This window comes from Mangrovibacterium marinum, from assembly GCF_003046625.1.
Lineage (GTDB): Bacteria > Bacteroidota > Bacteroidia > Bacteroidales > Prolixibacteraceae > Mangrovibacterium > Mangrovibacterium marinum.
In genome coordinates this window covers 1-23,976 of the sequence record NZ_QAAD01000035.1, presented here as the reverse complement: position 1 = coordinate 23,976, position 23,976 = coordinate 1, and the positions used below count along the sequence as shown (strand labels likewise).

15 protein-coding genes are annotated in these 23,976 nt (G+C 44.0%); 14 read left to right on the top strand and 1 reads right to left on the bottom strand.

Features of this window, described 5'->3' with window-relative positions:
- Together C8N47_RS17970 and C8N47_RS17965 are read left to right on the top strand one after the other, a co-directional pair.
- On the top strand, positions 1 to 1,594 hold a 1,594-nt coding region (locus C8N47_RS17970; RefSeq protein ID WP_146161573.1), incomplete at its 5' end, for a T9SS type A sorting domain-containing protein.
- Between the two features lie 971 nt (positions 1,595 to 2,565).
- Entirely contained in the window at positions 2,566 to 5,619 is a 3,054-nt protein-coding gene (locus tag C8N47_RS17965) for a T9SS type A sorting domain-containing protein (protein ID WP_107823960.1), read from the top strand.
- 1,675 nt (positions 5,620 to 7,294) lie between these two features.
- Here the strand turns inward: C8N47_RS17965 and C8N47_RS17955 are convergent.
- On the bottom strand, positions 7,295 to 7,480 hold the full coding sequence (locus C8N47_RS17955; protein ID WP_146161572.1) for a hypothetical protein: 186 nt from the start codon (positions 7,478 to 7,480) through the stop codon (positions 7,295 to 7,297).
- A gap of 92 nt (positions 7,481 to 7,572) precedes the next feature.
- On the opposite strand from C8N47_RS17955, the gene C8N47_RS17950 reads away from it, so the two are divergent.
- The 12 genes from C8N47_RS17950 (at position 7,573) to C8N47_RS19070 (ending at position 23,899) form a co-directional block, all read left to right on the top strand.
- On the top strand, positions 7,573 to 7,749 hold the full coding sequence (locus tag C8N47_RS17950) for a helix-turn-helix domain-containing protein (protein ID WP_107823957.1): 177 nt from the start codon (positions 7,573 to 7,575) through the stop codon (positions 7,747 to 7,749).
- Positions 7,749 to 8,345 (top strand): DUF1819 family protein, encoded by a 597-nt coding sequence (locus tag C8N47_RS17945; protein WP_107823956.1) that lies wholly within the window; start codon positions 7,749 to 7,751, stop codon positions 8,343 to 8,345. Before C8N47_RS17950 ends, C8N47_RS17945 begins: the two co-directional genes overlap by 1 nt.
- Position 8,346: 1 nt before the next feature.
- Entirely contained in the window at positions 8,347 to 8,928 is a 582-nt protein-coding gene (locus tag C8N47_RS17940) for a DUF1788 domain-containing protein (RefSeq protein ID WP_107823955.1), read from the top strand.
- On the top strand, positions 8,925 to 12,431 hold the full coding sequence (gene brxC / locus C8N47_RS17935) for a BREX system P-loop protein BrxC (protein ID WP_107823954.1): 3,507 nt from the start codon (positions 8,925 to 8,927) through the stop codon (positions 12,429 to 12,431). The genes C8N47_RS17940 and brxC overlap by 4 nt, the downstream gene beginning before the upstream one ends.
- Positions 12,432 to 14,057: an RNA-binding domain-containing protein gene (locus C8N47_RS17930; protein WP_107823953.1), complete on the top strand. Its 1,626-nt coding sequence runs from the start codon at positions 12,432 to 12,434 to the stop codon at positions 14,055 to 14,057.
- A gap of 154 nt (positions 14,058 to 14,211) precedes the next feature.
- Positions 14,212 to 17,655 (top strand): BREX-1 system adenine-specific DNA-methyltransferase PglX, encoded by a 3,444-nt coding sequence (gene pglX, locus C8N47_RS17925; protein ID WP_107823952.1) that lies wholly within the window; start codon positions 14,212 to 14,214, stop codon positions 17,653 to 17,655.
- A 226-nt stretch (positions 17,656 to 17,881) separates the two neighbouring features.
- The gene (gene pglZ / locus C8N47_RS17920; RefSeq protein ID WP_107823951.1) at positions 17,882 to 20,377 is read left to right on the top strand and encodes a BREX-1 system phosphatase PglZ type A; all 2,496 of its coding nucleotides are present in this window, start codon (positions 17,882 to 17,884) and stop codon (positions 20,375 to 20,377) included.
- 3 nt (positions 20,378 to 20,380) lie between these two features.
- Complete coding sequence (brxL, locus tag C8N47_RS17915; protein ID WP_107823950.1) at positions 20,381 to 22,393, top strand: protease Lon-related BREX system protein BrxL; 2,013 nt, start codon at positions 20,381 to 20,383, stop codon at positions 22,391 to 22,393.
- A gap of 337 nt (positions 22,394 to 22,730) precedes the next feature.
- The gene (locus C8N47_RS17905; protein ID WP_107823948.1) at positions 22,731 to 22,940 is read left to right on the top strand and encodes a type II toxin-antitoxin system Y4mF family antitoxin; all 210 of its coding nucleotides are present in this window, start codon (positions 22,731 to 22,733) and stop codon (positions 22,938 to 22,940) included.
- Positions 22,937 to 23,272, top strand: a complete 336-nt coding sequence (locus C8N47_RS17900; RefSeq protein ID WP_107823947.1) for a HipA N-terminal domain-containing protein — start codon at positions 22,937 to 22,939, stop codon at positions 23,270 to 23,272. The genes C8N47_RS17905 and C8N47_RS17900 overlap by 4 nt, the downstream gene beginning before the upstream one ends.
- A gap of 112 nt (positions 23,273 to 23,384) precedes the next feature.
- Positions 23,385 to 23,678 carry a HipA domain-containing protein gene (locus tag C8N47_RS19040; RefSeq protein WP_211316206.1) on the top strand — a complete coding sequence of 98 codons (294 nt, stop codon included), beginning with the start codon at positions 23,385 to 23,387 and terminating at the stop codon, positions 23,676 to 23,678.
- Positions 23,603 to 23,899, top strand: coding sequence for a HipA domain-containing protein (locus tag C8N47_RS19070; RefSeq protein ID WP_342747989.1), 297 nt, complete (start codon positions 23,603 to 23,605; stop codon positions 23,897 to 23,899). The genes C8N47_RS19040 and C8N47_RS19070 overlap by 76 nt, the downstream gene beginning before the upstream one ends.
- Positions 23,900 to 23,976: the final 77 nt, after the last annotated feature.

The following is a 23,976-nucleotide window of genomic DNA, read 5'->3' as shown; positions in this document are numbered from 1 at the left end:
TATCCTGAGAACCTGGACCGTGACAGACTGCGCGGGTAACACCAGCAGCGATGTACAGACCATCACAATCTATGATGATACCGCACCGGTATTGAGTTTACCAGCCGATATCCGCTTCGAATGTGAAATGGGCGATGCGGGAATGGCAACCGCCGAGGATAACTGCGACGGCATGCTTGAACCAAGCTACAGCGACGATCTGTCGGGATTGGATAACTGCGGCTTTGGCGATATCCTGAGAACCTGGACCGTGACAGACTGCGCGGGTAACACCAGCAGCGATGTACAGACCATCACAATCTATGATGATACCGCACCGGTATTGACCTTACCAGCCGATATCCGCTTCGAATGTGAAATGGGCGATGCGGGAATGGCAACCGCCATGGACAACTGCGACGGAGAGTTAGTTCCGACTTACAGTGATGATGTTGTTTTAGAACATTGTGGTGTAATTACTCGCACATGGACCGTATCTGACTGTGCCGGTAATACGACGACAGGAGTACAGCTGATTACTGTCTACGATGAGACTCCGCCAACAATCATGGGTGAAGACTACGCAATCTGCAACGAAGAGCTGCCTCCATCACTGACTGTTGAGTGGACCGACAATTGTTCTGAAGGTGGAACCGTAACAGCAGCAGGCGTGCCGTATAGCTCCGACGAATGTACGACCGTCTATGCTTACACCTTCCAGGTGGTTGACGACTGTGGTAATCCTGCTGAGAAAATCATCTACGTGACTAAGGAAACTACGAAGTATGGTTATTGTGAAACAGCAATTGCCAAACTGGATGGTGACTATGAGTCAGATGCCCGCTGTTTCCGCGAGGATGGATTCTCTCGCTGGGGATGGACTAATCTGATTACCGAAGAAGGCCAATATACCTTACCGCTGTATGCCGGTGCTGCACAATGTATCGTTGCTAAAGGCACTCTGGTTGGTCAGGTAGTTGTTGACTATGACGGTAGTACGGTTAATGTCGAGTATCAAATTGATGAAGGTTATGCCCTGAGCGAAGCACACATTTATGTGGGATGCGAACCGTATCCAACGAAAAATGGTAAGCCAACAGTTGCACCGGGACAATTTACATTCAATGGCGGAAGCCTGGAACATGTCAATGGTCTGACTGCTGAGTTTGATAACGTTCATGGCGGATTCTACATCATTGCTCATGCCGTTACCTGCGAAGTAATTTGTAGCTGCACTCAGTCTTTGGATCCGGTAATTGCCGATGGCTATGAACCGATGGATTTAGGCATTGACTGTCAGTTGTCTGCAGATGAACCGGATGAACCAACGATTCAGATTGATCAGAAAGATGAGTCGGTCGTTGTTAAACCGAATCCGTTCCATGAGTATGTTGATTTTGTATTCACAGCTGAAAAAGACGGTGTTGCCAAAATTGAACTGTTCAATCTAACCGGCCAAAAGGTCGCTACGATTATGAAACAGAAAGTTGTCAAAGGGCAGGCTGTTCAGGTTCAGTATGTTCCCCACGGAATTGTAACAGGAACTTACGTTTATCGTTACATGCTGGGAGGTACGGTTATTACGGGTCAATTGATCTATCAGGAATCCAAATAGTTTGCCTATGCAAAAAAAACAGATGTATTTCTATCTCAATGATCACAAGCTGAAAGTTCAATTTCAGTAATCACAATGATGAAGCCGGGCCGGGGTGCCCGGCTTCTTTTTGGCTGAAAGTCGACCACGGAAAGGCGCTAAGTTGCAATGTCAATAACTGGTTCTGATTAGATGTGGAACGACAACCCGGCAACTTTTGAAAACAACGACAACAGCATCGTTGAAAAATAGTAAACTTTCATCCCAGTTGGTGATTCCTTCGAAACCGGATTTTGGGGTGTATTCACCAGGCGAAGAGGAGTGGCTTTTGAGTTTCCCCCGCTCTGCCCGAGAGAGGGGACAGAATTGAATCGATCCGCCAGGATTGGTTCATTTCAGGGGAGAGTTAGATGGCACGGATGTTTTTTTGTGAATGTAGAAGAATGGCAAGCCGGCGGATCATCAGAGGACTTTGATGCTACTTTCGAGGAAACCCGACAACTCCCGACAATCCCAAATCCGTGACTTTCATCCCTGCTGGTGATTCGCTCGGGAAGCATGAAGCTTTTTGCTGAAAGTCGACCACGCAAAGGCGCTAAGGAGCAATGTCAATAACTGGTTCTGATTAGATGTGGAACGACAACCCGATAACTTTTGAAACAACGACAACAGTATCGTCGAAAAATCCTAAACTTTCATCCCAGTTGGACATCCACAGGAGTCATGCATTTTCTTTGGAAATGTATCCCCCGGATGACTTCGACCCAAATCGAGCGCATTTGCTTCCTGCTTTGTTCGTCTTATATGATGATAAATTGGGGATATCCGGTGCTCTTTCTGTCTTTTTGTAAGAGTAAAACGGACTGTTAAACGCAAATATCCGTAACATTCCTGATTGATCTCCGCTTCATTTTGCACTATCTTTTTGTATGATTTTTCCGGGCGGGAAACCCGGTACTCTCTGTTGCGATTCCCTGTGAGAAAGGGAATTTATGTATGTGAACGCGAGTTTTTGCAGTGTCCGCTATATCAGTCAATTAGAAGAGAAGGAAGGCTTCTGCAAAAACAATGAAACCTTAATTCATCGAATTATGGAGAATTTTTACTCTAACTCTACTCTTACCGGTTATCATCGATGTTGGCGCTATACCATGCTTTTGGCTGTAGCCATGCTGACGGCGATGATTTTACCGAATACGGCAATGGCCCAGAAGGATAAAGAGACGATCACCGGGAATATCCTTGGGCCTGTTCCTGTACAATCACCACATAATGGTACTTCCATCGATGGTGATGCTTATGCTTACCACAAGGATCTAATATACAAGGTCCCGAATCTTGCAACTCCTGCTGAAGATGATTCACTGGAATTTAATTTTAATAATCTCGGTGATATTTTCTATTGGGGAGAAGTATATCCTCCAGATGGTAATGAAGTTTATCCTAATGATCCTGAAGCCGGAGTACTCGATGTAATCTGGGATGGCATGGGGAATGGACCTGAAAATTTTGATGCGGTGATCCATAACTTCCCTGATGTAGTAGATGATACGACAATCGTTTATGCTGATGGAATTGGCAATGACGACCTTACCGGTTTTTCATCATCCACCAAGATGAATGATGATCCTGAATTGGAATGGACCTGGGGGCCTGTGAGTTCACCTCAAAAAGATGACATGCAGAATTGCGGGGCTATTTTTACCTGGGGTGATCCTAAAATAATGGGAATTGATGGCGAGTATGGTGATCCCACGGAATTATGGTGTGCCTTTGCCGCCGACCGCAAGTCCGTTCATGGGGTAAGCTGGATTTCTTTTGAGTTCCTTCAGGCTTCAATGGAGATGACGGTTACCGGAACAAATTCAAAAGGCGAAGAAGAAGGCGGTTTTATTACAGATGGACCGGATGGTGGCCGCACTGTTGGCGACATCATCGTGTTTGTAGGACTTTTTAATGGTGGCGATCAAGCCGACGTGAAGGTTAACCGTTGGGAATGGGTTGAAAGCGAAGGCAAATTCCAGTACGTCGAAATTTTGTCCAGTTTGAATGATCCGGTGCATGGTTATCCTTATGGCTCCATTCTGGCGACGGTGAATACCGAAGTAACCCCTGTTCATTTCCCGGCCTTTGGGCAATACGACGACTTTGAGATAAATGGTGAGTGGTATACTTTACCTTATTATGAAGTCAACCAGTGGTGTGAGGGAGCTATAAATGTTAGCGCCTTGTTCGATTTGGATGAGGATCCCTGCTTAACAGTAAGCACTTGCTTTATTAGTACTCGTACATCAAGTCAATCAACAAGTTCTGAGTTAAAGGACTTTGTCGCACCAATACAGTTGAATATTGTTGCTGACCCACCTGTCGCTCATTGTCCTGACGATCCAGACCTCCCTGCTTGTGACTTGGAAGAGATTGAAACAGCCTACCAAGCTTGGGTTGATGGATTTGGCTTTGAAGGCGGAATTGAACCTTTTGATGAGAGTACAGATCCGGAATCAGATAATTATGATCCAATCCCGGAATTACCGACTAACTTATGCGATGGAGTATATCTTGAGTATACTTATGTTGTAACAGACTACTGTGATCATACGGACGAGTGTACAGCTACTTTTACAGTTGCTGCACCGGAACCACTGGCATTTACCTGCCCGACAGCTCCGGTAATCGCCGAATGTACACCTTCTTCAGTGATCGCGTCTACTTATAATGACTGGGTTCAGGGAATTATTACAGGTTCAGCAACCGGAGAATGTGAAGTTGTGGTAACTGTAAGTCCTGAAACATACCCGGGAGCTAATTTGTGTGACGGTGAAACAATTCCTGTAACCATTCATGCAACAAGCTACGATGCCGACGGAATGGTTTGCGATGAAGACGGTTGTATTGTCGACTTTGTAGTACCGGCTACACCAGCTTTGGTTTACACATGTCCTGATGACGGAGGCGTTGCACAATGCATGTCATTGGAGGAAGTAAAAGCAGATTTCGCGAAGTGGATTGCAGACAATTCAATAGCCAGTGGTGGTTGTAAAGCAGATGTAGAGGTTACTCCGAAAGAGTTGCCTGAATACAATTACTGTGAAGGTACCGAGGTGAGTGTATTATTTATCGCCAAGAGCTATGATGCTGAAGGTAATGTTTGCGAAACCAAGGAATGTCCTGCAACCTATAAAGTTGCACCATGTCCATGCGAACATATCTTCCCGACTCAGACTACTTGCTGTCATTATCTGACAGGAACAGCTTACGAGTTGGAAAATGTTTGTTTCAAGGCTGAAAATGGCTATGTAGGTGTTGCAACTCCGGGTGTATTCTTCTACTATACCGATTTTGAAGCACCTTCAGCTAACTTTACAATTAGTGTCCTTCAAACCAATGATGGAGTAATCGATAGACTGTTTGCCGTTCACGGAGGTAAGGATATTAAATTATTCGACGAGAACTGTAACAGCATATCTATCGAAGTATATGCCGATGGTGATGATGGTGAAAACGCTCATGCCGTAGTTACGGGAGCAACTCCTGGCGCAACTTACGTACTGGGTGTGAAATACAATACCAAGTCGATCCAGGGTGCAAGTCGTAGCGGAGATGTTTCTACTTACGATTTCGTTGCTGATTTTGGTAGTGGTCCAATTGCCGGAAGTTGGGGATCTATTGATGCCGTTGCCGGATGTACCGACAATACACCGTTGCCTGGCTCATGTACTCTGGAACCGATTTCACCGTCGATCATGACAACCGAAAGTTCCTTAGTAACATCGATGGAGATGCTGGCTTATCCGAACCCGACGACTCAGGAAGTGAACTTCGAGTTTACGGCTGACCGCGACGGAGAAGCTGAAATTGAACTGTACTCAATGCAGGGACAAAAAGTAGCAACCGTGCTGAAACAACAAGTTGTAAAAGGACAGCTTGTTCGCGCAACGCACCGGTTTAGCTCCGATACCCATGCAGCGGGTCAATACATCTATCGGGCCACTTTGGGCGGCGAAAGCCTGAAGGGTATCGTGTCCTACACGAAAGATAGACGATAACTCTTAGTTTGTGTGGTTAATGACTACTTGGAAGCGAGGTAGAGAGTAGTATTTCAGTAATCACGATCCGAAGCCGGGCAAGAGTGTCCGGCTTCCTTTTAAAATTTCAATCAAACAGAGCTCTCCGAGAAGGGGACTCTGTTTATTTTTAGCCTCCATATCGTTTAGCCGGCAACGCTGTTTGCCGTTTCCGCAGGGCTTGCCCTGCAACCCGACAACCGAAAAATAGTGCCTTTTCTTCCTGCTGCTGATTCTTTCGAGTGTATTCACCAGGTGAGCCCGAGTCACCAGGCGAAGAGGAGCGTTTCCTGCGTTCCTCCGCTCAGTTGGCAGAGCGGGGACTGAATTGAACCCATCCGTAAGGATTGGAGCAATTCAGGGGAGAGTAAACAGGGCGCCTTTGTGTTTCCCGGTGACAGTCGATGAACGTCAAGACGCCACTCTGCCGGATCATCAGGAGACTTTGACGCTACTTTCGACGACAAGCCGACAATAATGATCTGTATTTGAAACGACCCAATAAATTCACTTCGCTTTTTACTGGGTTTCAGATTCAAATTGATATCCCCCGGCTTGTCCGCAGACAGGCCAAGCCGTAAGTGGCGATGTTCCCGCTCGTTTCTCCGGTTACAAATTTGAAGCCCTCGGTTTCGGTCCGGATTTGCTCCTGTACAAGTCCTTATTTGCGACATGCTTTCGGTAAGCTTACAACTAGCTTACTGTATGCTTAGATACAGAAAGCATACAGTAAGCATACAGAAACCTTACAGAAAGTCCGGATTTTGCCCGGCCCAAAACCGGTGAAAATACCTTCGCGTTTTCAGCCGCCGGAAGCGGGCAAAACGGCCGCTCCTAATCCGATAAAATGGGAAACTTTTTTGTCACTAATCGACAAAATGGAAGGGGAGACGTTGATGCTAATCGGGATTAAACATTTTAGCCGGAGACTTTTTAAACCGCCTTCGGGTCGTTTTCCGGACATGCCGGAGAACGTTTTCTATTTTACTTTTGATCAAAGAGGAACCTTGTCCTACCGGACGGGTTTTCATTTTTGTAGTCCTGCCCGGCCGGTCAGACGGGGACACAAAAACGAAACAAAAAGGTCATGGCTGATTTTTATCTGCAACCGCCATCTGCCGAAAAGCTAAGTTCTTCCCGATATCATCGGGATAGCAGGAAGCTTTCCGTTTGATTCTGGTCTCTTAAGAAACATTACTCTGTTTCTTTTCTTTATAGCATTTTCGAATGTGAACACTCGATAAAACCAGGCCAACCTCCTCCCGACTTTTGGCATTGATCGAACGTCATTCATACTCGTTGATGGTGTTTCTTGCAATCTACCGTTAGCTTCGGGATTCCCCCGCTCTGCCCGCAGAGAGGGGACAGAATTGAATCAATCCGCCAGAATTGGTTCATTTCAGGGGAGAGTTACAGAGGGCTACAGGTATGCACTTTGGAAGTTTCTTCCACGGCATTTCAGAACCTGCTGTTTTCCACTTCGACTTTTGATCAAATAGGAACCTTGTCCCGTACGGGACGGAATTTCGCCCCTGTCGCCGTTAAGCTAGCCAAATAGCATCCCTCCGGGATTGCAGGAAGCTTTCCGTTTGATTTCGGCCTCGATAAAACCAGGCCAACGGGTTCCCGACTTTTGGGCATTGATCAAAACGCTTCCTTACTGGTTGATGCTGTATAGGATGACAACAAGACAACTTGTGACAACAACGACAACAGTATGGTCGAGAAATAGTGAATTTTCATCCCTGTTGGTGATTCCCCTGTAATTATGAAGGTTTTTTGTTGTTGGCGGAAAATCACTTCTTCCTGCCAGTTCGGAATGGGCAACATTCACAAATTTCATTCAGAACTAACTCTTTTTCGACTTGGAGTAGCAATAAGTTTCCGGCAAAAGTTTAAATTTGGTGAAGACAAACTTTAATTTTTATTAAAGACATGCTGAAAGATATTATCAAATCGAAGGGGATGAAGCAAACATTTATTGCTCAGAAAATTGGGGTGAGTGTTGTTACCGTGAGCAACTGGGTGCAGGGGAAAAGTGCTCCTAAAGATAAACACTTGCGGAAACTGAGTGAGTTGTTGAATGTGCCGGAAAAGGAGTTAGTGCATTGATGGATCGAATTGGCAAATATGATTTTTCCTATACCGGTTTTTCGCTTCGGGTGAATGACATGGCTAAGCTTGCAAACACAGTAAGTGGAGGGAAAGATATTGACTTTCAGGAGTTGGGTGATGGAAAAGCGGCTACCGGTAAACGCAGATATCATGTAATCAAAAAGCGGCTAGCGACACTCAGCCGAAGACAAGTGGATATTCTGGCAAGTGGAAGTTTAGCAGAGCAGCGCCATATTGCATTTTTGGCTGCTTGCAAGGCTCATTTGTTTGTTCGTGATTTCACGGTTGAAGTCATACGGGAGAAGTTGTTTTTGTATGACCATGAGCTTACAGAAGGTGAATACATATCCTTCGTCAGAAGCAAAGCTGAGTTGCACCCTGAGATGGAAAAGCTAACCGAAACGACTCAAAAAAAAATAAAACAGGTTACATTCAAAATGCTGGAACAGGCGGGAATTATCGATAATGTAAAAAGTAAGATGATTCAACCGCAACTGCCGGACGAAAACGTTATTCGGGCGATAGCTGAAGATAACAAAGAGTGGTTAAAGGTTTTGCTAATGAGTGACCTGGATATTGAAAATCAAAACTGAAATGGAAGATTTATCACAAAAATTCAATCGCCTTTATCAGGTGATTTCGATGGAGAGCTTCCTGAGCAAAGAATCTCTTGGTGGGGAGATCCCTTTTTTTATTTCACCATACGAGGCAGAGCAGGAACTTGGGGTGCGTGATGGCATCAAAATGCTAAAAAATAAACTGAGTACCGCAGGTGTCAATGTGTTGGAAATTAACCTGTACGACACCGTTTGCGAAATTTTGGAAGAGAAAGGTGGTATGGAACGCATGTTTCGTGTCGAGAAAGCAAAGGGCAAAGAGAAGTTCTTGAAAGCATTGCAATCAACCCTCAATATCCACGAAGTTTTGATGCCCCGGATCGCAGGCAAAATTGAAGAAAGTGATGCTCCGGTTTATTTTCTGACAGGTGTTGGCCTGGTTTTTCCATTCATCAGGTCACACAACGTCTTGAATAATCTTCAAAGTATTGCTAAAGAAGCGCCTACGGTTTGCTTCTTTCCGGGTAAATACGATGGGATTTCGCTAAACCTGTTCGGGAAACTAAAAGACGATAACTACTACAGAGCCTTCAACATTGAAAAAATACAACCCAAATGATAATCAAAGAACTTTTCGACAAACCGATTGACAGATACATCGAAACGGTCATTAAAGCCGATGATCAGAATAACATTTCAGAAGAAGTAACAGAGTACGTTATTACCAATGAGATCGCCAAAAAAATTCGTGATTTCTTCTACGCCTACAATAACTATGGGGGCGCAAACGGAGTCTGGATATCAGGCTTTTTTGGGAGTGGTAAATCTCACTTGTTGAAAATTCTGTCTTACGTTCTGGCAAACAAAGTGCATGATGATTATAAATGCGGGAAACTATTTGCCGAGAAAATTGAAGATGATGAGATGTTGAAGGGAGACATTATCCAGGCAACCCGAATTCCGTCAGAATCGATCCTTTTTAATATTGACCAGCAAGCCCAGATTACGAGTAAAGCAGATGCGAAAGCCATTCTTTCCGTCTTTTACAAGGTCTTTTTTGACCATTTGGGGTATTACGGTTTTCAACCCCATGTGGCCGAGTTCGAGGCTTGGGTCGATAAACAGGGCAAGTATGATGACTTTAAAACCAAGTTTGCCGCCAGGCATGGGAAGAGCTGGCAGGAAGCCCGTATCGACTATTTCGACCCACTGGTGACCGATGATATTGCAGAGGTGTTGAGTGAGCTTAACGGACATGATGCAACGAAGTATGAATCGATCCTGGATGACCTGGAAGACAAAAACAAACAGTCCATTGAAGATTTTTGCGAGCGGGTGAATGCATACATCAAATCAAAACCTGCCGGATTTCGCTTGAATTTCTTTGTGGATGAGGTTGGACAGTATATCAGCGACAACACCAAGTTGATGTTGAACCTGCAAACCATTGCCGAAACGTTGGCTACCAAAACGAGCGGATCGTCCTGGATACTGGTGACCTCGCAGGAAGATATGGAAAAGGTGGTTGGTGATATGAATAAGCAACAGCAAAACGACTTTTCCCGCATTCAGGCGCGCTTCAAAATAAAAATACCATTGACATCAGCTAACGTCGACGAGGTGATTGAAAAGCGTTTGCTCAAAAAGAAAGATGCACCACAAAAGCTATTGGCTGACGATTTTAAACGGGAAAGCGCTTATTTGGAATCCTTGCTTTCCTTTTCCGAAGCAGGTGTTCAATTTAAAGGATACTCCAGTGCTACGGACTATGGAAACAAATACCCTTTTGTACCCTATCAGTTCGACCTTTTCCAGAGTTGTCGGAGGGCGCTGTCTACGCACAACGCATTCCAGGGAAAGCACGCCTCGGTTGGTGAACGATCCATGCTTGGCGTATTTCAACAGGTTGTGAAGGAAATAGAGAACAGGGAAGGTAATGCACTGGTTAGCTTCGATTTGATGTTTGAAGGGATTCGCAACGAATTGAGAGGCGAAATCCAGCAGTTTATCATTCTCGCAGAAAGAAACCTGGAGGATCGTTTTGCGGTGAAGGTGCTGAAAGCTTTATTTCTGGTAAAATACTTCGGAAACTTCAAAACGACCCGGCGGAATGTGTCGGTTCTCATGATTGACGATATCAACCTTGAGCTGAAGGAACATGAGCGCAAAGTAGAAGAGGCCCTGAACGTTTTGGAGAATCAAAACTATGTGCAGCGTAATGGCGATTTATACGAGTTTTTGACCGATGATGAAAAAGATGTAGAAGAGGAAATTAAAAATACGGATATTGATGATCAGGCTATTACACAGCAATTGAAGGAGATGTTTTTCGATGAAATTATCAAAGACAATAAAATAAGATACGCTGATAATAAGCAGGATTACGATTTTACCAGTAAGATTGACGGTGCCACACTTGGTCGGGAGAAAGAACTGGAAATTGAAATCGTTACGCAAAACTGTACCGATTATGGTAACGAGTCATTTCTGAAATCGCAAACCATGGGTAGTCCCGGAATGAAAGTAGTACTCGCTCCCGATGCTGTCTTCATTAAGGATTTGAAAATGTATTTGCGGACCAATAAGTACGTGAAACAAAACCAGTCAACATCCAACCGGTCCGAGTTTAAGCGAATCCTTCAGGATAAGGCCCAGCAAAATGCGGAACGAAAACGCAATCTTGTTTTGCTGGCCAATAAATCGCTGGCGAATGCTACGGTTTATATGAACGGTAGCAAACACGAAATGGGGCAGGCGTCCGACGGAAGAACAAGGGTGGTCAATGCCTTTCAGGATTTAATCAAGATGGTTTATCCGAGCCTGCGCATGTTGGGTACCACACAGTATAATGAGGATAGCATCAGGACAACCGTTCGAAGCCGCCAGAGCGAGTTGTTTGGCCTGGACGAAAATACCGTATCGGAAGCCGAATCGGAAATCGTTAACCTGATAAACAGACGAAAGCGACAATCGGACAGAACTTCGCTGGCCGATTTAAGGATCCATTTCACCCGAAAACCTTATGGTTGGTACCCGAATGCCATTTGGACAATCACGGCAAAATTGTATAAACGGGGTAAAATTGAGTTTAAGCGCGACTCGAACCTGTTGGAAGACGAAGATGTATTGAATGCTTTGTTGAACAGCGCCAACTATGGGAATACGTTGCTCGAAGCACCGACTGAAGTGTCACCTGAGGCCATTAAGAAATTGAAGCAAGCCTATGCTGATGCCTTCGATGAGCCATGCTCGCTGAAGGAAGCCCGGGATGTAGCCAATGCCTTTAAAGCAAAACTCAAGGAAATGTTGATCGAGGTCAATAAGCTTCTGGTTCAGAAAAAGCAATATTCGTTCCTGCAAAGTTTGGAGCCTTTGGGCGAACAGCTGGGGCGATGGTCGGCCAAAGAATACAGTTACTACCTGACCAATTTAAGCGATATTGAAGATGAATTGTTGGATGACAAGGAGGGTTTGCTCGACCCGATTAAACGGTTCATGAATGGCGACCAGGTGAACATTTACAATTCCATCCAGGCCATCCTTTCGGGCGATACTTCCAACCTGGACTATGTAGATGGTGACGAACTGGAAGTTCTGAAAAGTTTGATGGACCACCCCAAACCTTATACAGGCAGTTTAATTCGGGAGGCCAAGCTGGCGAAGGATTCGCTTTCGGCAAAAGTGTTGGAAAAGATTGAGGCCGAAAAAGCGAAAGCAAATGAGGGGATCGAAAAAGCGATCCGTGATTTAAAATCCAAATACGATTTTAAGAAATTGACCGATGTTCAGAAAAAGCAAATCATCCAACCGTTTGAGCTGGAGCTGAAGAAGTTGAAGGATCAACGATATATCGCCGTCATTCGGGATATCAAGTACCGGGCAACCGATAGTTTGTTTACCAAGCAGTTGAATGCAATGGCTGCGCTGGCCCGTCCTGCTAAAAAAACAGAAGATGGAGATGCCCAGGATCAACCAGTCGTTCACTACATCAACCGCAACAACGTGAAAATTGAGTTTGCCAAATCGGAGCTGCAAACAGACCAGGATGTTGATGAATACCTGAAAGCTTTTGAAAAAGCATTGAAGGAACAAATTAAGAACAACCGAAGAATTCAACTGTAGATGAACAGGGACGAATTGATTCATAAGTTGACCGACCTGGAATGGGAAGACTTTGAGGTTAAGGCAGCCCAAGGTGAGCTGCCCAAAGCTACCTGGGAAACAGTCAGTGCCTTTTCCAACACTTCGGGCGGATGGCTGCTGTTCGGTGTTCGACAAAGCGGCAAAACGTTCGAGATCCAGGGTGTCAGCAAGCCGGAGAAGATTGAACAGGACTTTTTGAATACCATTCGGGGCGGTAAATTCAATGTATTTGTGCCAACCAAGCAGGCGAAGCATACCATTGACGGGAAGACGGTCATCGCCTTTTACGTTCCTGTATCGAAAGAAAAGCCTGTTTATTACAACAGTCTTCAGAATACATTTATCAGGCGGGGTAGTTCGGACCAGCGGGCAACAAACGAGGAAATTGATGCCATGTTTCGGGACCAGACTTTTGGCACCAAAACTTCGGAATTGGCTCCAGGTACCACCCGAGACGATATTCACGAAAAATCGCTGAAACAGTACCGCGATTACATGGGGCGTTTCAATCCCGATGTCAGCTATAACCGCTACGATGAAGATGAATTTCTGCGGAAACTGCGGATTCTGGACAACGGGATTTGCACCTATGCAGGATTACTGTTCTTAGGTAAGCGGGAACGGATAGAAAAGCATTTTCCCGATTTCCGAATCGATTTACTGGAAATACCAGGAACGTCCATTTCGGATGCGGCAACCAATTACACCTTCCGCCTGGATGAATACGAAAACCTGTGGGATTATTATTTTGAATGTTTCAGGCGACTGAAACCACAGGTGGATGTGGAGTTTAAACTAACTAGTGAAGGCTTTGGTGAAGAGTTATCGACTGGGCTGAAAGCGATGCGTGAAGCACTGGTGAACATGCTCATGCACGCTGATTACTTTTCGCCTGCCCATTCCCGAATTCGGATTTTTACCAATCACATCGAGTTTTTCAATCCTGGCGGTCTGCCAAAACCATTGGAAGAGCTAAAAGAAAAGGATATTTCACTACCCCGAAATCCGTTAATCTCGAAGCTGTTTCGGATGGTTCGATTGGCGGAGAATGCTGGTTATGGTTTCGAAAAGATAGACACCAACTGGAAACAGTTTAACGGTACGACTCCCGTTTATGATATTGCCTTCGACTCAACCATCGTGAAACTCTACACCGAGGGGAAAGAGACGAAACCTTCGGAAAGACTTCGGAAAGACTTCGGAGAGCTTTCGGAAAAGCTTCGGAATTGGATGCAAAATAGCAATATTTATGAGGAGTTAGTAAGAGTCACATTGCGTGATAGTTATGAAGCATTCTTCCACTATCTGGATAATAACTTCGGAAAAGCTTCGGAAAAGCTTCGGAATAACTTCGGAATAACTTCGGAAAAGCTTCGGAGACAGTTCCGAGACAGTTCCGAGACAAAGATGACCAGTAAAGAGCGGATATTCCTCCTTTTGATACTGATTATTTTAGAAGACTCATTAACCGCTGAAAAGGCATCCAGGTTTTTAAAAGTATCAGACCGCACTATTGAAACCGATTTCAACAAATTAAAGGAAAACCAGATTATTGAAAGAATAGGTTCCCGAAAGGAAGGCTACTGGCAAATAAAACAATTGTGATACTGCAAATGATACTGTAAATGATACTGCAAATGATACTTGAAAAAGCAACATAAATAATTACAGAACAGGTTGAAATAAAATTGCCCAACACGGGTGATACTTTAGGTGATACTGTAAATACAAACGAACCAACGACAACAACTAAAATACCATGAACACCAATAAACTCAAGAAATTTGCACAGGAAGCCCGCAGAAAGTTAATGGAACAGGTGGGCGCCCGTTTGGCATTGGTGCTGAGTACCGACTCGGCTGCTTTGCGTGAAAAAGCCGAACAGCTTAGAAAGTTGCAGGAAGCCATTAACAGCAGCAGCAAAGCACAGGTCATTGACAAGGTGGCCTACACCTGGTTTAACCGACTGATGGCCCTACGTTTTATGGATGCCAACGACTACCAGCCCATTGGTTTGCGGGTGGTTACCCCCAAAGATGGCTATACCCTACCTGAGCTGTTGGATGAAGCCAAACAAGGCCACATTCCTGATGATTTGCCTGTAAAAAAGCAACACATTTACGATTTATTGGATGGAAAAATACCAAGCACCAACCCGCAAAACGAAGCCTACAAAGAGTTGCTGATTGGTGCCTGTAACCACTTGAATAAGGTGTTTCCTTTCCTGTTCGAACGGATTGAGGACTACACCGAGCTGCTTCTGCCCGATGATTTAATCTCGGAATTCTCGTTTGTGCAGGACATGCGTGATGGCATGACAACCGAAGATTGCCAGCAGGTGGAAATTATTGGTTGGCTCTACCAGTTTTATATTTCGGAATTGAATGAGGACTTAATCAGCTCGAAAAAGAAGTACGAGAAAAACGAATTGGCTCCAGCTTCACAGCTATTTACACCCAAATGGGTGGTGCAATACATGGTTGACAATACCTTGGGGCAACTGTGGAGTGAAATTAATCCAACGACAAAGATTCTTGCATCATTGGAATTCTACATTAAACCTGCATACAAAGACCAGTTAGAGCCAAGAAAGCCGAAAAACATTGAGGAAATTAAGTTTTTCGAACCCTGTGTCGGTTCTGGACACATCCTCTCTTACGCTTTTGATGTGTTCTACAAGATGTATGAGGAACAAGGTTATAATCCGACTGAAATTCCAGAATTGATTATTACGAAAAACCTCTTTGGAGTAGATATCGACCAACGTGCTGCACAATTAGCCGCTTTTGTTTTGTTGATGAAAGGACGTGAGAAACACCGAAGGTTTTTAAGAAACGTTGAGCGTAGCAGCATCCAACCAAACATTGCTTATTATCAAGATTTTGCAACGGATAGTAAATTCAGTAATGCCTCTGCTTTAGGTTCTCTAATTCGGATTGAGCAGAATGAAATGAATAGCGTACAGGTAGATGAGAGCTCATTGTTCGGAGGACAGCAAAAAGAGTTGAAGAGGCTTTACCAACTATTAGGGCAACGATACGATGTAGTAGTAACCAACCCGCCCTATATCAGCTCTTCTAGAATGGAAGGCAGTTTGAAGCAATATGTGGAAGCTACGTATCCCGATACAAAATCAGACTTGTTTTCGACTTTCGTTTTACGCTGCCTCGAACTTTGTGACGAAGGGGGTCTGACGGGCTACATGACACCCTTTGTTTGGATGTTTATTTCAAGTTATGAGAAACTTCGTGAAATAATGATTGACCAGCATTTCATTAATAACCTCATTCAATTGGAATATTCAGGTTTCGATGGAGCAACTGTTCCAATATGTACATTCACCTTACGCAATAAAAATCTGCCAAACGCAAAAGGAAGTTATATTCGTTTAAGTGATTTCAAGGGAGCAGCAAATCAGGCTCCCAAAACCCTTGAAGCCATCAGGAATCCACAAAGTAATTGGTTTTACACAGCGTATCAAAAGGACTTTCAAAGGCTCCCTGATTGTCGATTAGGATATTGGTTGAATGAAACACAGATTACATCCATTGAAAATGACAATTCTTTGGAGGTTTTGGGAAATACAAGAAGGGGGTTACAGTCTGGTAGTTCTGAAAGATTTATCCGAATTTGGCATGAAACAGAGATAAATAATTTTGTTTTTCCTTCGTTGAGTGCCTTAAACGATACTCAATACAAGAAATGGGTCGTTCTCAATAGCGGTGGAAGCTTCAGACGGTGGTATGGAAACCTAAATACCGTAGTTAACTGGTATAGGAGAGGAGAAGAAATAAAATCGACAGGAAAAGCGATTATCCCAAGTGAACATCTGTATTTTCAAAGAGCAATTGTCTGGAATAAAATAATATCAGGAACGCTTGGTTTTAGAATTCAAGAGCATGGCATTATACCAGGAGATGCAAGCCCAGCCTTTTTCTTAAACAAGGGCGACAATTTGACATTTATACTCGGATTCCTAAACAGTAAAGTAATAAATCCTTTATTAGCACTTTTTGCTCCCACGTTAAACGCACAAGTTGGAGATGTGAAAAAGATTCCAATTAAAGATTCCGATTCTTCTGAAATCGAAGACTTAGTTAATAGTTCAATCGACATATCAACTCAAGAATGGAGTATTTGGGAAACATCATGGAATTTTCAGAAAAATGAGCTTACTCGAATCAATGCTCAAGACATAGAAGAATCCTACGACCTTTACGAACAGTACTGGAAAAACAAGTTCTTCCAATTGCATCAGAACGAAGAAGAGCTCAACCGCCAGTTTATTGAGATTTATGGCTTACAGGACGAATTAACCCCAGATGTACCGCTGGAAGATATTACCATCTTAAAAGAAGAGACCAGCATTAAAAACGGGCAACTGGTATTCCATGCCGATGAAGTGTTTGCACAATTCGTTAGCTATGCTGTAGGCTGTCTATTTGGCCGCTACTCGCTGGATAAAGAAGGGCTGATTTTGGCCAACCAAGGTGAAACACTGGAAGATTACCTCCAGAAAATCCAAAATTCAAATTCCAAATTCCAAACCATCAACGACCTTTCCTTTGTCCCTGATGATGATAACATCATCCCCGTATTGGATGACGAATGGTTCGAAGATGATATTGTAGGCCGTTTCTACGAGTTCCTGAAGGTGAGCTTTGGCAAGGAGAACTTCGATAAAAACCTGGCTTTTGTGGAAGATTGCCTGGGCAAAGACATCCGCAAATACTTTATGAAAGATTTTTATACCGACCATATCCGCCGATATAAAAAGCGCCCCATTTACTGGATGTTCTCATCGCCCAAAGGTTCGTTCAACGTGCTCATCTACATGCACCGCTACACGCCAGACACCCTCAACAAAATCCTCAACGGTTACCTGAGGGAGTACAAGGAAAAGCTGCAAACACATCAGGAGCATCTCGACCACCTGATGGTAACAGGTTCGTCAACCGAGCAAGCCCGTGCTTCCAAACAAAAAGACAAGCTCAAACTCGTTCTACTCGAATTGCAGGAATACGAACGGGATGTCCTCTACCCGCTCGCCACCGAACGCATCGCCATTGACCTGGATGATGGCGTGTTGGTCAACTACAACAAATTCGGCAAGGCCATAAAGCCTGTACCTGGCCTGAATGATAAGAAGACGAAGGATAAGGTTCGGAAATTTGATTGGATAGATGTGGAGGAGATACGATGAATAGGACGCAGATAACACTGATGGAGCAGATGCCCGCTGAAAGAAAAAATCGCAGTTTGAGGGAGGCGAATTAAAAATCGGCTTAAGCCAAATCCCTCCACATGTTATTTAGATCAGGCGGGACACCGTTTTCAGACAACCGGCAGCCGTCAGCCTGAGCGAACCTTTCCCGCACCTTTGGTCGGGAGTCGAAGGGGGGTAAGCTGGAACATGAAACTAAAAAAGAATGAATAAAATACAAGAAGCACTAATAAAGCGTTTTCAAAATCATCGGGTCATCTTTTGGTACGATGAAAAGCAGGAATTGACCGAGCAATATGAAGAGCTTTCGATTGATGGTGTTGAGAAAATTGTCGTAGAGGGCAATGAGTTTGAACTAAAGTACATGATCAATAAGCTCAAACCCGACACAAAATTCTTGCTGTACTTTAAAGGTGCTAAACCGTCTGATGACGAGAACTGGCTGCTGGATCTGGAGTTGGCCCACCATCTGTTTCACACCGATCAGGAAGCGATGTTCCTCCAGGAGATCGGTCTTGGGTATCATCTGAAAGAACTGGTGACCGAGCATCTAGAATTCTTTAAAGCGAAAGAACGCAGGCTGAAGCTAAAAGAGTTATTGGGTGAAGGCGATGAACACGAAGATATCAGAGGGAAACTGTTGGCTGTCACCTTTAATACGGACTATGTGAACCTGATCACCTTTATTCATGCCCACGGTGCTGCATTTGTCGACGGCAATGAGCGGTTGGATAAAGAATTGGAGCGGTTCAACCTCACGAAGTATTATTGGGGAAAAATCAAGTACCAGTTTAACTATCAAAGCGAGCAACCATCGATTTACGATTTTCTGCTGGAAGTCTTTAACACCAATTTTGTGTTAGGCAAAAAATCGACCATCGATAAAGAATCCAGATTGCTGCTTGCACTATGGAAGGACACGATCCAGTATCGGGAAAGCTTTGGCGTTATAGCTGAGAAGATCGCTAACGATCTGGAGGTTGAGGATCAATTGTCGGGTGCAAACCTGGAAGAAATTGTCAATGACGACCTGTTCAAAGTTGTTGACCAGAAAATTGTGCATGACTTGGTTGAGCTGGTCGCAGATGAGGCGATTTCTCATGACAAACTCATTCAACTCGTTAAGAAGCGTGAGAACAAATTTTGGTACGCTTATTCCGAATATTTTTATCGCAGCCTGGAGCAAGGCTCGTTGTTGATTTCCCTGGTCCGAAAATATGCATCAACCAAGTACACCCGGTTCAACGAAGGGGTAGAACATTATACTTCTAAGCTTTATGAGATTGACCAGGCTTATCGGAAATTTACCTACTACCATCGTCAGTCCAATCAAAACAGAATCCTGCATCGATTGTCTGAGAAAGTTGAAAAAGTGTATTCAAACGACTGGTTGCTGGTCTTTAACAACAATTGGCAAAAGGTTATTAACGAACTGACATCGTGGCCAACCACTGAGACGATCAGCCAACAAAGGTTCTTCAAACAACATGTGAAGCCCTATACGGAGAAAGGGAACCGGTTATTTGTTATTATTACAGATGCTTTCCGCTATGAATGCGGAGAAGAGCTAAGCCGTAGATTACTTTCCGAAAACCGATACGAATCCTCGCTGACGCACATGGTGGCCAGCCTTCCTTCCTACACGCAGCTTGGCATGGCTTCCTTATTGCCGCATAAGCAAATCGAGTTTCATGAAGGTACTGATTCGATTGTTGTGGATGGGATGTTAAGCTCAGGTGTTCAGGGTCGGACTAAAATCCTTTCCGAGAATTCAGGTGTACGGGCAACAGCCGTTAAAGCTGAGGATTTCATGACGCTGAATGCGAACACGGACGGACGGGAGTTTGTGAAACAGTACGACTTAATCTACATCTATCACAACCGGATCGACAAAGCGGGAGATGACAAAGATTCTGAAGAAAAAGTGTTGGAAGCTGTCGAAACGGAAATCGACTTTCTGATGGCCATGATGAAGAAGATAGCGAATATGAATGGCACGAACATGATGATTACTTCAGATCACGGCTTCATCTACCAACATCAACCGCTGGATGAAAGTGATTTCAGTGGGTCAACGCATTCAGGCGAGGTCTGGAAAGACAACAGACGTTTTGTCATTGGCAAAAATCTGACGCATGATGATTCTACGATTCTGTTCAAAGCACCCGCGCTGAATATTCAGTCGCCGGTCGATGTGTTGATCCCGAAATCAATCAACCGGCTGCGGGTGAAGGGCGCTGGCTCCAGATTTATTCACGGTGGAGCTTCGCTGCAGGAAATCGTGGTTCCATTGGTTAAGGTGAATAAGAAACGCCAGGATACGACCGCCCAGGTTGAAATCGATATCATTAAGTCAACCGACAAAATCACGACCAATATTCTTGCCGTTTCATTTATCCAGCAGGAACTCGTCACAGAACAGGTGCTGGCCCGAACAATACGAGCCGCAATCTATTCTTCGGGCGGTGAGCTGTTAAGCGATCAATTCAAGTACATTTTCGATATTGAAGAAGGAAGCGAGCGACAACGGGAAGTGAAGCACCGTTTCCAGTTAATGAGCAAAGCAAGCGGAAAATATAAAAATCAACAGGTGAAATTAGTTCTGGAAGAGCCTGTTGAAGGCACTACGAAATGGAGAGAATATAAAAGTTATCTCTATACGTTGAATATTTCATTTACGAACGATTTTGATGATTTTTAGACTATGAAACAACTCGATATCAAGCTAAATCAACATTTCTCTGGTAAAGTAGTGCGAAAAGACCTGACCAAGCTGGTTAAAGGAAATGCTATCGTTCCCACTTATGTGCTGGAGTACCTTTTGGGACAATACTGTGCCACGGACGATGAAGAAACCATCAATCAGGGAGTTGAGACCGTAAAAAGCATTATCGCCAAACATTTTGTGCATCGGGATGAAGCCCAAATCATTAAATCAACGGTACGGGAAAAAGGTTCACATCGGATTATCGATAAGATTTCGGTGAAATTGAATGATCGGAAAGACCAATACGAGGCCAGTTTTGCCAACCTGGGATTAAAGCAAATTCCGATTTCGGATATCGTCATCAAAGAACATCAAAAGCTTCTATCCAGCGGCGTTTGGTGTATTCTTACACTGGCCTACTTTTCAACCGACCAGAAAGATGCTTCACCGTGGATTATTGAAAGTATTAAGCCCATCCAGGTTTCAAACGTTGATTTGGGTGAATATAAAGAAGCACGAAACAATTTCGCGAAGGATGAATGGATTGATGTGTTGATGCAGTCAATCGGTTTAAATCCGGATGAGTTTAGCCGAAGAACCAAGCTGCTGCAATTGGCACGACTGATCCCATTTGTCGAGAATAACTACAACTTGATTGAGTTAGGCCCCAAAGGAACCGGGAAGTCACATATTTACAGTGAGATGTCACCTCACGGGATATTAATTTCAGGAGGTGAAGTATCCAAAGCAAAGTTGTTTGTAAATAACAGCAATGGTGAAATTGGCTTGGTAGGCTATTGGGATATTGTTGCCTATGATGAGTTTGCCGGGAAAACAAAAAAGGCTGATCGTGGCCTGGTTGATATCATGAAAAACTACATGGCTAATAAATCGTTTTCCAGGGGGACGGAGGTTTATGGTGCCTCAGCTTCGATGGTCTTTGTTGGTAATACCGACCATCCTGTTCCTTACATGCTAAAACACGCTGACTTATTCGATGTGCTGCCTAAAGATTACTATGACACTGCTTTCCTGGACCGCATACACGCCTATTTGCCCGGTTGGGAGATTCAGAAACTTCGGAACGAAATGTTCACGGAAGATTATGGCTTTATTGTAGACTATTTAGCTGAAATCCTGAGAGAACTTCGCAGGGAAGACAGGACGCATGAATACGCCAAATTCTTCGAGCTGTCTGATTCGATAACAACAAGGGATAAAACCGCTATTGCGAAGACCTTTGGGGGATTGGCAAAAGTAATTTTCCCAGCAGGGGAGATGAGCGAAGAGGATGCCCGGGAACTGCTGGATTTTGCTATCGAGAATCGTAAACGGGTAAAGCTTCAGCTTCAAAAGATGGATGAGACCTTCGAGGAGGTCGATTTTAGCTATACCGTTAAAAGCTCCGGTAAACGGGTAACTGTTGAAACGCTTGAAGTAATTGAATACTGCGGGCTTCGGGAATTAAAGCATGGGGATGATTCGACCGTTCTGAAAGAGGAGAGTCCTCAGCCGACTGGACCGGGCTCGCTAAAACTGGCAGATGGTCAGAAGATAATCCGGGATAATCAAACTGGGGTCAGTTATGACAATCTGTTCGGAGCTTACTTAATTGGGGCGACTGACATAACTTTGGTTGATCCGTATGTCCGCCTTCCTTACCAGCTTCGTAATTTTATGGAATTTGCGAAGCTCGTATCCGAGAAAAAAGAAGGAGATGCCGAGGTTAAGCTCCACCTTGTGACAGCCAATAATGAAGAATTTATCGAAAACGCCAAGGAAGCGTTTGAACAGATGGCTTACTCTTTAGAATCGGTTGGTGTTTTGTTTTCGTATGAGTTTGCCGACAATATTCACGACCGTTCTATCAATCTGGACAACGGATGGAAAGTAATCCTTGGTCGGGGCCTGGACATCTGGCAGAAGACTGGAGGTTGGTTCGACATTAATGAATATGTGCAGGAAAAACGACTTTGTAAGGCGTGTGAAGTCACTTTTGTGAAAGGCTAGAGTTAAGCGAGAACATTAAAATAGGAACTCAATGAAATATACCGATATCCCGGGGATAACGTTTTTCATGGTATCCTGTCTGCTCCTGTTTTTTCACAACCAGAACAAGCCTGCCATGGACAAGGCAATAGGCTTCTTCAGAAACAACTTCGGTGGGGCACCTATGGAATGCTCATAGCCTATGTGGGCATGCTGCTGATGATCCTGCTTTGATTGTTTAGAAAGTCCTTGTCGCTCGTTATATGGTATTACATATAAAATGTGAACTTTCAGGATCGTTATATCTTTTTGCATATAAATGCATATATTTGTTTGAGATTGTATTTAAAGACATATAATGAAGCAGTTGGCAGAGTTTGTTAAAGAGCGACGCAAAGAAGTAAATTTGACTCAGGAAGAGTTTGCTGAACGTGCGGGTGTTGCACTGACAGTGATTCGGAAAATTGAACAAGGGAAGACAAACCTGAATATGGATAAAGTCAACCTGGTGTTGCGTATGTTTGGGCATGAGTTGGCCCCGGTGAATAGCAAAGAATTGAACGGATGAGGCAAGGGAACGTTTTTTATAAGGATTATTTCGCTGGAACAATCACAGAAACCGATGATGGGGAATATGTTTTTCAGTACGATTCGGCGTATGTGAGTGAGCATCCGGAATTGTTTCTCTCGTTTACGATGCCAGTTACAGACAAACCCTACTCCGAAAATCGGTTATTTCCGTTTTTTGAAGGGCTTATTCCAGAAGGATGGTTGCTTGAAATAGCGTCAGAAAGTTGGCGGATCAACCCAAATGATCGAATGGGCCTACTTTTGGCTTGTTGTCAAAATTGTATCGGAGCCGTAAGTGTTGTACCAATTGAGGAGGATGATGATGCGTAAATGTTTGTATTGCTACCAGCCAATAGATGAGGACTTGGATTTTCATCCAAAGTGTTCGTCAGCGTTCTTTGGTACTCCTACGCCACCTGTAATTGAGTATACCTTGAGTCAGATGGATGAGCTCGCTAAGTCTGTCGTGGAGCGAAGCGTGACTGTTCCTGGTGTACAACCGAAACTTTCGTTGACATTAGTTAAAGCTGCCAAAGAAAAAGCGGATACGCGTTTAACTGTTGTCGGAGCCTTGGGTGGGCAGTATATTTTTAAGCCGCCTTCCGATCGATTTCAGCAAATACCGGAGAACGAACATGTGACCATGCGTATCGCTGAAGCATGTGGGATAAGAGTGGTGCCTTCGTCGCTTATTCGTTGGAATCGGGTGAGTTGGGCTACCTCACAAAACGGATAGATCGAACAGATAGCGGTGAAAAAATCCACATGTTGGACATGTTTCAAATAACTGAGGCTTTCGACAAGTACAAAGGTTCCATGGAAAAAGTCGGAAAAGCTTTGGATACCTATTCTGCAAATACAATGCTTGATAAGATCTTTTTCTTCGAAATGGCTCTTTTCTCTTTTTTGACGGGCAACAATGATATGCATTTGAAAAACTGGAACTGCTACATTTGACTGGACGGTAGGTTAAGTATAATTTATTTACCTATATTATGAGTCCTATGAGAAAGAAGTTTGACAAAGAATTTAAG

Coding starts and splice junctions, on each gene's coding strand:
- brxL (WP_107823950.1), top strand. CDS start 20,381: ATGAAACAACTCGATATCAAGCTAAATCAACATTTCTCTGGTAAAGTA.
- C8N47_RS17905 (WP_107823948.1), top strand. CDS start 22,731: ATGAAGCAGTTGGCAGAGTTTGTTAAAGAGCGACGCAAAGAAGTAAAT.
- C8N47_RS17965 (WP_107823960.1), top strand. CDS start 2,566: ATGTATGTGAACGCGAGTTTTTGCAGTGTCCGCTATATCAGTCAATTA.
- C8N47_RS17930 (WP_107823953.1), top strand. CDS start 12,432: ATGAACAGGGACGAATTGATTCATAAGTTGACCGACCTGGAATGGGAA.
- pglX (WP_107823952.1), top strand. CDS start 14,212: ATGAACACCAATAAACTCAAGAAATTTGCACAGGAAGCCCGCAGAAAG.
- pglZ (WP_107823951.1), top strand. CDS start 17,882: ATGAATAAAATACAAGAAGCACTAATAAAGCGTTTTCAAAATCATCGG.
- C8N47_RS19040 (WP_211316206.1), top strand. CDS start 23,385: ATGGATGAGCTCGCTAAGTCTGTCGTGGAGCGAAGCGTGACTGTTCCT.
- C8N47_RS17900 (WP_107823947.1), top strand. CDS start 22,937: ATGAGGCAAGGGAACGTTTTTTATAAGGATTATTTCGCTGGAACAATC.
- C8N47_RS17940 (WP_107823955.1), top strand. CDS start 8,347: ATGGAAGATTTATCACAAAAATTCAATCGCCTTTATCAGGTGATTTCG.
- C8N47_RS17955 (WP_146161572.1), bottom strand. CDS start 7,480: ATGAAATTTGTGAATGTTGCCCATTCCGAACTGGCAGGAAGAAGTGAT.
- C8N47_RS17945 (WP_107823956.1), top strand. CDS start 7,749: ATGGATCGAATTGGCAAATATGATTTTTCCTATACCGGTTTTTCGCTT.
- C8N47_RS19070 (WP_342747989.1), top strand. CDS start 23,603: ATGTGGGATAAGAGTGGTGCCTTCGTCGCTTATTCGTTGGAATCGGGT.
- C8N47_RS17950 (WP_107823957.1), top strand. CDS start 7,573: ATGCTGAAAGATATTATCAAATCGAAGGGGATGAAGCAAACATTTATT.
- brxC (WP_107823954.1), top strand. CDS start 8,925: ATGATAATCAAAGAACTTTTCGACAAACCGATTGACAGATACATCGAA.